Genomic DNA, 14,525 nt, shown 5'->3' on the forward strand with positions numbered 1-14,525 from the left:
ACGCTGGTGGCGGCGGGGCTGATCTGCTGGCTGTCGTCCCGGCGCCATGCTATCCTGGGATGCGCTCTGGGGCATCACATGCAGGAGTAGCGTCATGACAAGTGTGTCGGATACGTCTCAAAGCCGTGATTCAAGTCTAGGCTCCGGCATCGCAGCGCTGCACGCCAAATGGGGCTGGATCGTCGCCCTCGGCGTCGTCTACCTCATCACCGGTTTCGTCGCGCTCGGTAGCGTGGTGATGGCGACCGTAGCGAGCGTCCTCGTGGTCGGCGCCATGATGATCGTCGCGGGGGCGGCCGAGATCATCGGTGCCTTCCAGATGAAGAGCTGGGGCAAGTTCCTGATCTGGGTGCTGCTCGGCGTGCTCTATGTCATCGCCGGCTTCCTTACCTTCGACAACCCGCTGTTTGCGGCGGTTCTGCTGACGCTGTTTCTGGGCGCATCGCTGATTGCATCCGGCGCCGTCAGGCTGTTCCTCGCCTTCAGTATGAAGCGCGAGAGCCCGTGGGTGTGGGTGGCGCTGTCCGGAGCCATTACGCTGCTGCTCGGCTTGTTGATCGTGGCGCGCTGGCCGGTCAACAGCGTCTACATTCTCGGCCTGTTCCTCGGTATCGATCTTATCATGGCGGGCGCGGGCTGGATCAGCCTGGGCTTCGGCTTGAAGCAGCGGCACTAGCGCATCAGCAACTCGACGCAAGACCATCTTGCGGAACTCCGCTGAGCTGGCGCGCTGGCAAAAGGGCACGCCGCGTGATCGTCTCGCGCGGACGATCATCACCGGGGAGAAACCATGAAAGCCGCTTTGGCCCTGGCCGCAGCGCTGGCGCCTGTCTGTCCGCGCCCGCCTTCGCACAAAAATCCTAAAGGTGTCACCGACACCGAGATCAAGATCGGCAACACCATCCGATCAAGGACGGCTATATGCTCCAGTTCGACGGCGACGACTGGATCGTGGCGAGCGAGCAGATGCGCGGGACGTGAGGGGTTTCTCACCACTCGTTCGGTACCGTAGGGCGGGCAAAGGCGCACGTGCGCTGTACCCATCATCTAACAATGATTCGAAAGAAACGGTGGGCACGCTCCGCTTTGCACACCCTACGAGACCGACGCATGGTCGGCGAATAGGAGACCACCATGAACTTTCAACACTCTGCCCGTTCGCTCGAGCTGCAGGAGCGCGTCCGCCAGTTCATGCGGGTGCACGTCGAGCCGGTCGAGGAGCTCTATTACGAGCAGGTCAAGCCGGAAGCCGCGCGCTACAGAACGCCGCCTGTGCTCCAGGACCTGAAGCGGCTCGCGCGGGAGCAGGGGCTCTGGAATCTGTTCCTCTCCGGCGAGCATGGCCCGGATCTTACAAGACCTGGCCTCACCAATCTCGAATATGCGCCGGTGAAGGAGATCATGGGCCGCATCCTCTGGGCGCCCGAGGTGTTCAACTGCTCGGCGCCGGATGTCGGCAACATGGAGGTGCTCGCCAATTATGGCACCAAGGCGCAGCAAGAGCGCTGGCTGAAGCCGCTGCTGGAAGGCCGCATCCGCTCCGGCTTCTCGATGACGGAGCCGCAGGTTGCCTCCAGCGATGCCACCAACATCCAATGCGCAATCACGCGCGACGGCGACGATTACGTCATCAACGGCCGCAAATGGTTCACGTCAGGCGCGATGAACGAGGATTGCGAGATCCTGATCGTGATGGGCAAGACCGCGCCCGACCATCCCGACCGCCATCGCCAGCAATCCATGATCCTGGTGCCCCGGAATACGCCCGGCGTGCGCATCGTTCGCGACATGCTCACTTACGGTTATGACGATGCGCCGGTCGGCCACCCCGAGATCGTCTACGAGAATGTCCGCGTACCCGCCGAGAACATGCTGCTCGGCGAAGGCCGCGGCTTCGAGATCGCGCAAGGCAGGCTCGGCCCCGGCCGCATCCACCATTGCATGCGGCTGATCGGCTGCGCCCAGCGCGCGCTGGAATTGATGTGCCAGCGGTCGGTGTCGCGCACGGCGTTCGGCAAGCCGCTCGCCGAGCAGGGCTCGGTGCGCGAGGACATCGCGCACTCCTTCTGCGAGATTGCGCAGGCGCGGCTCCTGACGTTGCAAGCCGCCGACAAGATGGACCGCGAGGGCAACAAGGCCGCGCGCGACCTGATCGCCGCCGCCAAGATCGTGGTGCCCGGCATGGCGGCCCGCGTCATCGACCGCGCCATCCAGATCCATGGTGCCGCCGGCGTGTCGCAGGACACGTTCCTCGCGCGCGCCTATGTCTACGCCCGCTTCATCCGCATCGGCGACGGCCCGGATCAGGTGCATCTCGCCGCCGTCGGCAAGGAGCTGATCAAGCGCGGCGGCGTCATCGGAGGCTAAAGCATGATCCGGAAAAGCGCGCAGCGCTTTTCCGGAAAGATCATGCTCAAACTACGGCCCTCAAGCGCGATGACGCTTCATCCCAATTTCATCGCGCTTTAGCGCTTCCTGTTGCAAGACAATGATATGCACATCGATGTGCACATCGCCCAAAGTTCCGCGCGATTGCGGTTCTCACGGGTGTTGCGCAATGGATCTTCATTTGCTGGGTGCAGTAAGACTGCGGGGATCGAGGTCCATGGCCGCCGGGGCCATGTTGCTGACTCATTCCCTGTCTTAGACAGCGACAACGAAAACACGCGGGGACCGCTCAGGTTCTCGCAACGGTTCCACGGCCAGGGGTTGGCCCAAATTCGCAAGAGACTGGCGCAAGTTCAGAAACGCTGACGCGTTCGCTTGGCCATGTTCTGCGGCATCGGGAACCGCACGAAAATCAAAGGAGATATGATGGTGTTCCGCTCGAGCGCCGCAATTTGCGGCGCCCTGGTTGCGCTTGGCGTTTCTGTGACTGTTGCCCGTAGTGAAGCAAGTGGGGTTCATGCAAGCGCCGTCGTCGATGCCGCCTGCGGAGATGTGATCGTCGGCGCAGCGTCCACGTATAATCCGTTCAAGCCCGGCAAGGAGGAGGGCGGCCCGAGCACGGCTTCCGGCGAGCGGTACGATCCCTCGGTCTGGACCGCTGCCATCAAGACGAGCCTGCGTCGGAAATTTGGCGGCGTCCAATTCGGGGCGAGGCCGAAATTTGCGCTCGTCGAGGCCGTCGGCAAGAAGGTCATCGTCAAGATCAACGACGTGGGACCGCTCAAGCCCGGCCGCATCATCGATCTCAATGAGCGAACGATGCGCCATTTCGATCCGAGCATGGAGCTCGGAGTCATTCCCGACGTCACTGTGAGGCCGTTGGCCGGCGACGATTGGACTCCGGGACCGGTCGGCTAAACGCTCATCGCTGACAACGGCACAGCCCTTCGGTCCATCGACAGGCCGCAGACGACGGCAAGGCGGTGGACCGGCGCCGCGCGAATCCGTCTCGCAAGCCAGGCGGCGGAAGGGCTGCCGCCGCCTCCCATAGGGCCCCCGCTGCCGTTTTGGCACAAACTGCACAGGCCTTCAGCCTTATCATAGGTTAACTTTGGGCATGGACGGCGAACTGGTCATACGTGTCGTTGTCGTTGCGGCTGGTGCTTTCACCGTGGCTGCCGTTTCCGCGCTCCTATTCAGCTATTGATCTATCTCAACGTGCGCACCGCGCCTGGGGCATTCCCTGTCATGAGCAGGACATGCGCTGGGTGCAACGATGCGACCGTGGGCTTTGCATGCGCTGGTTTGGGGGCTGACCGCGATCGGCCTGATGGCCATCGCCTCCATGATGCTCTGAGACCATGGGGCTGCGCGGCCCATTGCAGGCACCCGCGTGCCAATGGATGATGGGGCATGAGAAGTCGGCACCCCATCCTCATCGTCTTCGGCGGCCTTCCCGGTACTGGAAAGACGACGCTCTCGCGCGAACTGACACAGCGGCTCGCGGCAACCTATGTCCGGGTCGATGCGATCGAACAGGCATTGCGCACTGCGGGCCATGATGTCGGTCCGATGGGTTACGTCGTCGCCAACGCGCTGGCGGCTGAAAATCTGAGGCTCGGCCGCGTGGTTGTCGCTGATAGCGTCAATCCGGTGCCGGCCAGCCGCGACGGCTGGCGGCGGACGGCCCTGCAGATGTCAGCACGGATCGCCGAGATCGAGGTGATTTGCAGCGATGCGGCTTTGCACCGGCAGCGGGCGGAAGCCCGCAGGTCCGACATCACTGGCCTCGAATTGCCGACCTGGAACGACATCCTGTGCCGGCACTATGAACCCTGGGATCGAGACCACCTGGTGCTCGATACCGCCAATGAGTCGATTGATCGTCTGCTCGAACGTGCAGAGGCCTATCTCCGCGACGAGATCGGGTGATCCGGTTCCAACCTCCCGCGACATCTTGTCGGCGCCAAAACTTCGTCATCATCTGTTCAAGATTCGCAGCTAGTCTTTCACGTGACGATTGGTTCGCCGGATGTACGCGGACTGCATCGCAAGCCTCGGCCTTCGTGCCGGGGCTTTTCGTTGTCGAAGCACACCTGAGAATCGTTAGCTGCGTTTTCTTCGCGTGTCGTGATGCCGGAGCGCGTCGACGATCACCTTGAATGCAGCCGAATTCTGCCGCGAGCTTGGATAATAGAGGTAATAGCCGTCGAAGGTCGGTGACCAGTCGTCGAGCACGATGACGAGCTCGCCGGACCGGACGTGCCGCGTCACCATGTCTTCGGGGACATAGGCAATGCCGAAGCCCTTGATGGCAGCCTCGATCATCGCGTGGGAATCGTTGAACGTCACTTGTCCTTCGACGCGGACCCTGAGATCCTGGCCGTTCCTGCCGAACTCCCACACATAATGACCGCCGGCCGCCGCGCGTCGCTTGATGCAGACATGCTTCAGGAGGTCCTGCGGGTGCTTCGGCTTCGAATGCTCCTTCAGATATGCCGGCGAGGCGATCGCAACGAGCCGCCAATCCGGGCCGATGCGGACCGCGATCATGTCTTTTTCGACACTCTCTCCGAGGCGGATGCCGGCATCGAATCCGTCCTCGACGATGTTGCGGAAAGCCGTCTCGATGTCGAACTCGACCTTGATGTCCGGGTACGTCCTCAGGATCCCGACCAGTTTCGGCCAGACGGCCTTTTTCAGGGCGTGCTCCGAGAGCGTGATCCGGATGGTGCCGGACGGCTTGTCACGCAGTGACATCAACGCGGCAATATCGCGCTCGATCTCGTCGATGCGAGGGGCAACGGATTGCTGAAGCCGTTCGCCGGCCTCCGTCAGGCCGACGCTTCGGGTCGTGCGCGTGAGAAGCCGCAGGCCCATCTGCGATTCCAGACGCTTGATCGTATGGCTGAGCGTCGATTGCACGACGCCGAGTTTCGCGGCCGCCTTCGTGAAGCTGCGCTCGCGGGCGACGGCCAGGAAGGCCAGCAGGTCGTTGAAATCCTGGTTAGCCATGGCCGTCACTATTCATGGCCTGCATCGATTAATGCAAGCAAATTATATCGACTAATCGGGCGTTGCCCGGGCCGCTATGTGTGTTTCCGTGGAAGCGAGCGCGAGTCCTCGGTGATCGACGCAAACGGGGCCGTTCGCATCAAGGAGACAACAGGTGCAAATTCGGCAAGCAGGCTCGCAACCGTCGGTCCGGGCTCCGGCCGAGTATTTCACCGGCGTGGTCCGTATCGATCCCCTGTTCCCGGCCGTCGACCCTTCGCGCGTCGCCGGCAATCACGTCACCTTCGAGCCCGGCGCGCGCACGGCGTGGCACACGCATCCGTTTGGCCAGACGCTGATCGTGACCTCCGGCCTTGGCCGTGTGCAGCGTTGGGGCGGGCCGGTCGAATGCATCCGTCCGGGCGACGTCGTCTCGTTCGAACCCGGCGAGAAGCACTGGCACGGCGCGTCTGCGACGTCTGCCATGAGCCATATCGCGATTCAGGAATCGCTCGACGGCAACCCGGTCACATGGATGGAGCGGGTGACGGACGAGCAGTATGGCGCTCCGCCGCCAAAGGAGCATGACAATGAAAGCAACCGTCCTCCACGGACCCGGCGATATCCGTTACGAAAGCGTCAACGATCCGAAGCTCATTCATCCGACTGACGCCATCATCAAGCTGTCGGCGACCTGCATCTGCGGCTCCGATCTCTGGCCCTATCGCGGTCTGCAACCGCACGACGGGCCAGCGCATATGGGTCACGAATATTGCGGCGTGGTCGTCGAAGTCGGCAGCGCGGTGCGGACCATCAAGCCCGGCCAGTTCGTCGTCGGCTCGTTCTGCCTGTCGGACAACACCTGTCCGCATTGCAAATTCGGCTTCCAGTCGTCGTGCGAGCAGCGTGAGTTCATGTCGGGCGCGCAGGCGCCTTACGCGCGCGTTGCGCTCGCTGACGGCACGCTGGTCGCAACTCCGGAGATGCCGGGACGCGATCTCATCCCGCATCTGCTTGCGACCTCCGACGTGCTCGGCACCGGCTGGTATGCGGCAGACGCTGCGAATGTGAAGCAAGGCTCCGTGGTCGCGGTGGTCGGTGACGGCGCGGTCGGCCTGATGGGCGTGCTTGCGGCGAAAGAGATGGGCGCGGAGCGCATTATCGCCATGAGCCGTCACAAGACGCGGCAGGATCTGGCCCGCGCGTTCGGCGCGACCGATATCGTCGTCGAGCGCGGCGCGGAGGGTATCGCGCGGGTCAAGGAACTGACCCGGGGCGTCGGCGCCGACTCGGTGCTCGAATGCGTCGGCACGCAGGAAGCGATGTCGCAAGCGCTCGAATGCGCGCGGCCCGGCGGTACCATTGGCTACGTCGGCGTTCCCCATGGCGTGACCTTCGATGGCCGGGCGTTGTTCTTCACCCAGCGCCGCATGATGGGCGGTCCTGCGCCGGTGCGGCGGTTCCTGCCCGATCTGATGGACCGCGTGCTTAATGGACGGATCCAGCCGGGCAGGGTGTTCGATCTCACGCTGCCGATCGATCAGGTCGCCGAAGGCTACAAGGCGATGGATGAGCGCCGCGCGATCAAGACGCTGCTGACGGTGTAAGCGCGGGGCTGGGCGCCGTCTATCGGGAGTGGCGTTGCAGGCTCCCGATCAGCCGCCCGACGAGCTCATCGATCTTGCCCAGCGCCGCCTGCGGATCGAGGAACTCGATATCGTCCACGTTCCAATATTCGACGCGATGGGCGACGCCGGCAAAGCGTTGCTCGATCATCGGGCGATGCTCGGCGTCCTTCAGCGCGACCACATGGTCCGCGCCCGCAAAGTCGGCGACCGTGCAGAGCTCAGGATATCGCGCAGCGCCGCCCGGCGCGATGCCTTTCGCGCGCAGGGCGTCCAGCGTGTAGGGCGACATCGGCCCGACGTTTTCAGGGAAGAGGTTTTCGGCGACGCCGCGCGAAAATGCCTGCCAATCCAGTCCTACGAGCCCGGCTTGATGGTTGAAGAGTTCCTCGGCGTAGCGGCTTCGGTAGTAGTTGCCCGTGCAGAGGAACAGCACGCGGTTGGTCTTGTTCATCGGCAATGGGTCCGTGATCGATTTTCAGGCCGGGGCGCCTTGCGCGGTCATCGCATCTGCGGGCTTGCGCATCAAGCGCATCGGCTCCTCGATATCGCGATCGCCCACCTTCAAATATCGATTCGACGATCCGTTCGCGTGCCCTGTCGACTGCTTCGCTCTACCCATCCTACTCGCGACGCGCTTCACAATGAGTGCACGACATCGAGGAGCGCTGAGATCTTGCCCGGATCTTTGATCCCCGGTTCACTCTCAAGGCCCGACGAGACATCGATCATCCTTGCACCGGTGAGATTGATTGCCTTGGCTACATTGGCGGGATCAAGTTCACCTCCAAGCGCCCACGGCAAGGGATGCTTGATCCCCCGGAGCAGTTCCCAATTGCCCGACGTTGCGGAGGCTGGTTCGGGCTCTGCACCATCTGGCGGCTTGAACTCATAAAGGACGCGATCGGCCACGCCCTCCCACATTGTGACTGCGCGCAGGTCCCTGGCAGTTCGGACCGGTACGACGCCCCAAACAGCCGTTCCGGCAATCCCCGATGGTCGCTCGATTCCATTGAATTGCAGGATGTGCAACTTCGCAGCACTGATCGCCGCCATGAAGAAAATGCTGTCCTGCTCGAAGAAGACGCCAACTTTCCGGACATGACGGGGAACGCGCGCCGCCAATTCGGCGGCTTGTTCGGGGGTCACACGGCCAGCAGAGGGCTTTCGGGAGAACGCGAACCCAACATGAGTTGCACCGCCTTTCACCGCAGCGTCAACGGCCTCCGGCGTGGTCAGCCCGCAGATTTTGACTTTGACCTTCATCTGTGTTGCGGCCGGCTGCCAGCTACTGCGCGCACGATGACATCATGCCGGTGTTTTGCCCGACGAGTCAAATAGACTTCGTAAAATCGGTAGTTGTTGCGCTTTGGCGGTCGAGCCATCGATTTGGCGCACCTCGCCTACGGTGCATGGGGTTGTTTTCCCGTTTCTTGTCCGCTCGGCCCACCGCCGGCCTTGCGGACGGCATCACCCCACCGTGGCGATGCGGCTGTCCGACCTCAGGTTCTGGAAGAACTTCTCCACCTCGCGCGACAGCGTGTCCGCCGTGGCGGTCAGGCTGCTTGCCGCCGTCAGCACGGACGATGCCGCCGTGTCGGTTTCGCCGATGGCGTCGCGCAGCGAGGTGATGTTGGCGACCAGTGTCTCGTTGCCTTGGGCCGCCAATTGCGCGTTGGAGGAGATCTCGCGCGTCGCCTGGTCCTGCTGGCCGACGGCGCCGGCAATTGCCGAGGTGACCTCGTTGATCTCGCGCACCGCGCCGCCGATCTCGCGCACCGCATCGACCGCATTGCGGGTGGAGGACTGGATCATCGCGACGTTCTCGCTGATGTCGGCGGTCGCCTTCGCGGTCTGGCCTGCGAGCGCCTTGACCTCGTGAGCGACGACGGCAAAGCCGCGGCCGGCATCACCGGCGCGGGCGGCCTCGATGGTGGCGTTGAGCGCGAGCAGGTTGGTCTGCTCGGCGATCGTCTGAATGAGGGTCAGCACGCCGTCGATGCGCTGGGTGGCCGCGGCGAGACTCTCGATCTCGGCGATCGATTTCTCGGTGCGCTGGCCGGTCTGCTCGACTGCGCCTGCGCTGTGGCGCACCTGGCGGCCGATCTCTTCGACGGAGGCCGACAGCTCCTCGGCCGCCCCAGCGACCGCAGTGACGTTGTGCGAGGCCTGCTCGGTCGCGTTCGCCACCGTGCCGGCGCGGCTGTTCGCGTCTGCGGTGACGCGGGTGATGGTCTGCGCGGTCTCGCGCATGACGGATGCGTTGTCGCTGAGGCCGTGCATGATCGCGCCGATCGCTTCGCGAAACGCGTCGACCGATTGCTCGATGTGGTGGGCGCGTTCTTCGCGTGCCGCCGAGTCCTGCGATACCTGCGAAGCGAGCTTGCGGTTGCGCCCCATCGCGTCCTGGAACACTTCGATGGCGCGGGCGAGCGCCCCGATCTCGTCGGCACGGCCTGAGTGCGGCACCACGACATTCTCGGCACCGTCGGCGACCTGCTTGATGGTCGCGGTGATCGCGGCCAGCGGCCGGGCGATCGAGCGGGCGATGATGATGACGCCGATCACGACCAGTGCCAGCGCCACGCCGCCGAGGCAGGTCAGGATGAAGGACAGCGTGCGGTTGGTTTCGGTCTCGCGCGCGATCTGCTTGGCCCGCTCGGCGTAGACCTTGGAGAGCGCCTCGAGATCCTTGTTCAGCGCCGAGCGCACAGCGCGGTTGGCGTCGTTGTCGCCCCATTCGCGGCCCGCGGCAGCATTGATCTCGACGCCGCGGCGCACCAGCTCCTTGCGAAACTCGACGAACTGCTCGATGCGCTTCTTGAAGGTGGCGAACTGCTCGGCATCGTCGGACTTGACGATGCTCTCCCAGCCCTTCACCACGCCCAGGATCTTCTCGTTGAACTTGAGCAGGCCGTCGCCGTATTTCTTCACCACCGCCGGCTCGGTCGACATGTAGACGCCGCGCGATTCCATCACGACCGCGTAGACCAGCGAGTTGACGCGTTCGACGTTCAGCGCGGCCGCGTTCGCCGTCTCGATCGCGCTGGTCAGCTCGGCGCTGCGGCGGCTGTTATAGTCGGACAGCATCGCGATCGCCGCGGTGAGCAGGGCGAACAGCGCGAAGATCGCGTAGAGCTTGGTGGCAAGCGTGAAACGCCCAGCCAGGCTGGCGGCATTTCCGGATCGGTCTGATGTCATGATGTTTCAGGGCCTGGAACGGCCAGCAGCGGCCGGTGAGCACGGGTCGTCTAAAATTGATGCAAAACTATGCAGAACGAAGATGGATGTGGCGTTAACGCGGCCGTTCGCCCCCTTCGCCCTTGGTCGAAGGAAAGGTAAGATATTTCAGCGTCTTGATCCAAAGGTATGGTCTCAAGATCGCTGTACTCGGCCACTGGCCGACGAAACCCGGAGGGGCCTTTGGTCTACCGCCACACCATCGATGCCACGACCTACGCTTTTCCCGACCTGCGCGACCTCCTCGCCAAGGCGACGCCGCCGCGCTCCGGCGACCGGCTGGCCGGCATTGCCGCTGGCAGCGCCGAGCAGATGATCGCCGCGCGGATGGCGCTGGCGGACGTCCCCTTAAGTCAATTCCTGAACGAAGCGGTCATCCCCTACGAAGCCGACGAGGTCACCCGCCTCGTCATCGATAGCCATGACGCCACGGCCTTTGCGCCGGTGGCCTCGCTGACGGTCGGCGGCTTTCGCGACTGGCTGCTGTCGGACGCCGCCACGCCGGAAGCCGTGCGCAAGCTTGCGCCCGGCATCACGCCGGAGATGGCGGCCGCAGTCTCGAAGCTGATGCGCAACCAGGACCTGATTCTGGCGGCGAGGAAATGCGAGGTCGTCACCGCCTTCCGCAACACCATCGGCCTGAAGGGCCGGATGAGCACGCGGCTCCAGCCCAACCATCCCTTCGACGATAGCAGGGGCATCACGGCCTCGATCCTCGACGGCCTGCTGCTCGGGGCGGGCGATGCCTGCATCGGCATCAATCCGGCGAGCGATGATCCCGCCGTGATTGCCCAATTGCTTCGGCTCCTGGACGAGATCATCGCCCGGCTGAAGATCCCGACGCAGGGCTGCGTGCTGACCCATGTCACGACGACGCTGTCGCTGATCGGGCAGGGCGTACCGGTCGACCTCGTCTTCCAGTCGGTCGCCGGCACCGAGGCCGCCAACCGCAGCTTCGGCATCGACCTCGCTTTGCTGAAGGAGGCACAGGCAGCCGGGCTGTCGCAGAAGCGCGGCACGGTCGGTCAGAACGTCATGTACTTCGAAACCGGGCAGGGCTCGGCGCTGTCGGCCAACGCCCATCACGGTGTCGACCAGCAGACCTGCGAGGCGCGCGCCTATGCGGTCGCGCGTGCCTTTGCGCCATTGCTGGTCAACAGCGTGGTCGGCTTCATCGGACCGGAATATCTCTACGACGGCAAGGAGATCATCCGGGCAGGGCTGGAAGACCATTTTTGCGGCAAGCTGCTCGGCCTGCCGCTCGGGATCGACATCTGCTACACCAATCATGCCGAGGCGGACCAGGACGACATGGATAATCTCCTGACGCTGCTTGCCGCCGCCGGCGTCACCTTCATCATGGGCGTCCCCGGCGCCGACGACGTCATGCTGAATTACCAGTCCACCTCCTTCCACGATGCGCTTTATGTCCGGGATGTCTTCGGTGCGGCCCGCGCCCCGGAGTTCGACGACTGGCTGGTGCAGTCGGGTATTGTAGGCGCCGATTTCCGCCTTGCGGGCGATGCAGGCCTGTTGCCCGATTTTGCCTCCCGGCTGATCGCGTAACGCGAAAAAACTTCCACCCACCGGCGTGAACCGGGGAAACCATTGGCGCGTCTCACGAATTAGTTCGGTGCCACAATATTGAGGAAATCCGGCCGCAGCGTTACGCTATGTGTCTGGAGACCTCGTCAGTACCGTTCGTAGAACGTGGTTGGGGGAAGTTCGATGCGCGCTGAAAGCAACGGAACGAGCCGGCACATTCTCTGCGTCTTCCCGCGCTACACGTCGTCGTTCGGGACCTTCGAGCACGCCTATCCGCTGACGGACGGTGTCCGAGCCTTCATGCCGCCGCAGGGACTCCTGCTGCTCGCGGCCTATCTGCCCAGGGAATGGCAGGTCAAATTCGTCGACGAGAATCTTCGCCGCACGACCAGAGAAGAGTTCGAGTGGGCGGAAGCCGTGTTCGTCAGCGGCATGCACATCCAGCGCCAGCAGATGAACGACATCTGCCGCCGCGCCCATGAATTCGACCTGCCGGTCGCGCTTGGCGGCCCCTCGGTCAGCGCCTGTCCGGACTATTATCCGTCGTTCGACTATCTCCATGTCGGCGAGCTCGGCGACGCCACCAACCAGCTGCTTGAAATCCTGTCGCGCGATACGTCTCGCCCCGAGCAGCAGGTGGTGCTGACCACCAAGGACCGGGTGCCGATGACGGAGTTTCCGATCCCGGCCTATGAGCTTGCCGACGTGAAACGGTATTTCCTCGGCAGCATCCAGTATTCCAGCGGCTGTCCCTACCAGTGCGAGTTCTGCGACATTCCCGGCCTCTACGGCCGCAACCCGCGCATCAAGACGCCGGAGCAGATCATCGCCGAGCTCGATCGCCTGCGCGAATGCGGCATGACCGACACGGTCTATTTCGTCGACGACAATTTCATCGGCAACCGCAAGGCCGCGATGGACCTGCTGCCGCATCTGATCGAATGGCAGAAGAAGACCGGCTATGTGATGCGGCTCGCCTGCGAGGCGACGCTGAACATCGCAAAACGCCCGGAAATCCTCGAGAAGATGCGCGAGGCCTATTTCATCACCATCTTCTGCGGCATCGAGACGCCGGATCCCGACGCGCTGAAGGCGATGCACAAGGACCACAACATGATGGTCCCGATCCTGGAGGGCGTGCGCACCATCAACTCCTACGGCATGGAGGTGGTGTCCGGCATCATCATGGGCCTCGACACCGACAAGCCGAACACCTCGGAGGCGCTGCTCGCCTTTGTCGAGGAGTCCCGGATTCCGCTGCTCACCATCAACCTGCTCCAGGCATTGCCGAAGACGCCGCTATGGGACCGGTTGGAGCGGGAAGGGCGCCTGATCGATGATGAGGGGCGCGATTCCAACGTCAACTTCCTGCTGCCGTATGACGAGGTCGTCGCGTCCTGGAAGCACGCCATGGGCGTGGCTTACGAGCCCGAGAAGGTCTATGCGCGCTTCCAGTATCAATGCGACCACGTCTATGTGCACCGTCTCAAGATGCCGGTGCCGGACGAGATGAAGACCTGGCCCAACATCCGGCGCGGGCTCGTCATGCTGCGCAATATCTTCTGGAAGGTCGGCGTGCTCGGCGACTACAAGCGCGTGTTCTGGAAGTTTGCGCTGGGGCGCATCAAGCGCGGCGACATCGAGGGGCTGATTGGCTGCACCATGATCGCGCATCATCTCATCACCTTCGCGCGCGCGGCTTCAACCGGCCAGCAGAACGCTTCGAATTATTCGATCCGGCTGCGTGAAGCGTCCGTTCCCGCCGAATGAGCGACGAGCCCGTTCCGGCGCGCCCGACCCTCGATCTCAGAGCGTTCACGCCTGCGCGCGTCGCGCTCGGGCGCAGCGGTGCGAGCCTGCCGACCAAGCCGCTGCTCGACTTCACGCTGGCTCACGCCCGCGCCCGTGACGCCGTACATGCCGTCTTCGACGCCCAGCGTCTCGTGGCCGGGATCAGTGCGCTCGGCCTTGCCGCCACCGAGGTCAGGAGCCGGGCTGCTGATCGCAGCGATTATCTGCGCCGGCCGGATCTCGGCCGGCAGCTCGATGCCGGCTCTGCCGCGGCGCTGGCCGATCGTGCCGTCGCGCCATGCCAGCTCGCGATCGTCATCGGCGATGGATTGTCGGCGGCCGCGGTCCATGCCCATGCGGTCGCGCTGTTGAACAGCCTGCTTGGGATGCTTGCGCAGGGCGACGCTGTCGCGATCGGTCATGTCGTCGTCGCCTCAGGCGCGCGGGTTGCACTCGGCGACGAGATCGGGGTCATTCTCGGCGCCCGCATGGTCTTGATGCTGATCGGCGAGCGGCCGGGCCTGTCCGCGCCAGACAGCCTCGGCGCATATCTGACCTTCGCGCCGAGGCCCGGCCTGACCGATGCTGGGCGCAACTGCGTGTCGAACATCCACAAGGCCGGGTTGAGCTATGACGAGGCGGCCCTCAAGATCGCCTGGCTCGTCCGCGAAGGATTGGCACGGGAGGTCACCGGCGTGGTGCTCAAGGACGAGAGTGCTGACCGCGCGCCGCGTCGAATTGGCACGGCTTTGCCCGAATGACGGGCATTCCGGCAAAATCGCCGCATCTTGATCGATTCGGAGCCCGTTGGCGTGCTTGCGAGTCGGGCCATTGACCTGCTAAACCGCTGCCGGCGATTTTCCGCGCATTTTCAAAGGGCAAGCCTCCCATTGGTATGGCGTTTTCAAGCCGTTCGCGGGGCGCAACAAGCTCACAGCTCGA

At 63.7% G+C, this 14,525-nt stretch carries 12 protein-coding genes and 1 pseudogene; 9 read left to right on the forward strand and 4 right to left on the reverse strand.

The annotated features are described in order from the left end of the window. Nucleotides 1-94 precede the first annotated feature (94 nt). The 4 genes from JQ587_RS08465 to JQ587_RS08480 all read left to right on the forward strand — a co-directional run bounded on the left by JQ587_RS08465 (nt 95) and on the right by JQ587_RS08480 (nt 4,320). The gene (locus tag JQ587_RS08465; RefSeq protein ID WP_212303784.1) at nt 95-676 is read left to right on the forward strand and encodes an HdeD family acid-resistance protein; all 582 of its coding nucleotides are present in this window, start codon (nt 95-97) and stop codon (nt 674-676) included. A gap of 458 nt (nt 677-1,134) precedes the next feature. Continuing rightward, the gene (locus tag JQ587_RS08470; protein ID WP_212425004.1) at nt 1,135-2,367 is read left to right on the forward strand and encodes an acyl-CoA dehydrogenase family protein; all 1,233 of its coding nucleotides are present in this window, start codon (nt 1,135-1,137) and stop codon (nt 2,365-2,367) included. Nucleotides 2,368-2,811: 444 nt separating this feature from the next. After that, complete coding sequence (locus JQ587_RS08475; RefSeq protein ID WP_212303786.1) at nt 2,812-3,306, forward strand: septal ring lytic transglycosylase RlpA family protein; 495 nt, start codon at nt 2,812-2,814, stop codon at nt 3,304-3,306. Between the two features lie 495 nt (nt 3,307-3,801). Beyond that, on the forward strand, nt 3,802-4,320 hold the full coding sequence (locus JQ587_RS08480) for a P-loop nucleotide/nucleoside kinase family protein (protein WP_212303787.1): 519 nt from the start codon (nt 3,802-3,804) through the stop codon (nt 4,318-4,320). A 174-nt stretch (nt 4,321-4,494) separates the two neighbouring features. Here the strand turns inward: JQ587_RS08480 and JQ587_RS08485 are convergent, their stop codons facing one another. Continuing rightward, nucleotides 4,495-5,403: a LysR family transcriptional regulator gene (locus JQ587_RS08485; RefSeq protein WP_212303788.1), complete on the reverse strand. Its 909-nt coding sequence runs from the start codon at nt 5,401-5,403 to the stop codon at nt 4,495-4,497. 154 nt (nt 5,404-5,557) lie between these two features. On the opposite strand from JQ587_RS08485, the pseudogene JQ587_RS08490 reads away from it, so the two are divergent. Further along, a pseudogene (locus JQ587_RS08490) lies at nt 5,558-5,944 on the forward strand ((R)-mandelonitrile lyase); the annotation flags it as partial. A gap of 28 nt (nt 5,945-5,972) precedes the next feature. Next, on the forward strand, nt 5,973-6,989 hold the full coding sequence (locus JQ587_RS08495) for a zinc-dependent alcohol dehydrogenase family protein (protein ID WP_212425005.1): 1,017 nt from the start codon (nt 5,973-5,975) through the stop codon (nt 6,987-6,989). 19 nt (nt 6,990-7,008) lie between these two features. Here JQ587_RS08495 and JQ587_RS08500 read toward each other — a convergent pair whose 3' ends face one another. The 3 genes from JQ587_RS08500 to JQ587_RS08510 all read right to left on the reverse strand — a co-directional run bounded on the left by JQ587_RS08500 (nt 7,009) and on the right by JQ587_RS08510 (nt 10,208). Beyond that, nucleotides 7,009-7,461 (reverse strand): arsenate-mycothiol transferase ArsC, encoded by a 453-nt coding sequence (locus tag JQ587_RS08500; RefSeq protein WP_212425006.1) that lies wholly within the window; start codon nt 7,459-7,461, stop codon nt 7,009-7,011. A gap of 185 nt (nt 7,462-7,646) precedes the next feature. After that, the gene (locus tag JQ587_RS08505; protein ID WP_212425007.1) at nt 7,647-8,273 is read right to left on the reverse strand and encodes a phosphoribosylanthranilate isomerase; all 627 of its coding nucleotides are present in this window, start codon (nt 8,271-8,273) and stop codon (nt 7,647-7,649) included. Nucleotides 8,274-8,477: 204 nt separating this feature from the next. Beyond that, the gene (locus JQ587_RS08510) at nt 8,478-10,208 is read right to left on the reverse strand and encodes a methyl-accepting chemotaxis protein (protein ID WP_212425008.1); all 1,731 of its coding nucleotides are present in this window, start codon (nt 10,206-10,208) and stop codon (nt 8,478-8,480) included. A gap of 222 nt (nt 10,209-10,430) precedes the next feature. On the opposite strand from JQ587_RS08510, the gene JQ587_RS08515 reads away from it, so the two are divergent. The 3 genes from JQ587_RS08515 to eutC all read left to right on the forward strand — a co-directional run bounded on the left by JQ587_RS08515 (nt 10,431) and on the right by eutC (nt 14,344). After that, on the forward strand, nt 10,431-11,813 hold the full coding sequence (locus JQ587_RS08515) for an ethanolamine ammonia-lyase subunit EutB (RefSeq protein ID WP_212425009.1): 1,383 nt from the start codon (nt 10,431-10,433) through the stop codon (nt 11,811-11,813). A gap of 162 nt (nt 11,814-11,975) precedes the next feature. Beyond that, nucleotides 11,976-13,562, forward strand: coding sequence for a B12-binding domain-containing radical SAM protein (locus tag JQ587_RS08520; protein ID WP_212303795.1), 1,587 nt, complete (start codon nt 11,976-11,978; stop codon nt 13,560-13,562). Then, a complete protein-coding gene (gene eutC, locus JQ587_RS08525; RefSeq protein ID WP_212425010.1) occupies nt 13,559-14,344 on the forward strand; it encodes an ethanolamine ammonia-lyase subunit EutC in 786 nt (261 codons plus the stop codon). Before JQ587_RS08520 ends, eutC begins: the two co-directional genes overlap by 4 nt. Nucleotides 14,345-14,525: the final 181 nt, after the last annotated feature.

Source organism: Bradyrhizobium manausense (assembly GCF_018130615.1).
Taxonomy (GTDB): Bacteria; Pseudomonadota; Alphaproteobacteria; order Rhizobiales; family Xanthobacteraceae; genus Bradyrhizobium; species Bradyrhizobium manausense_A.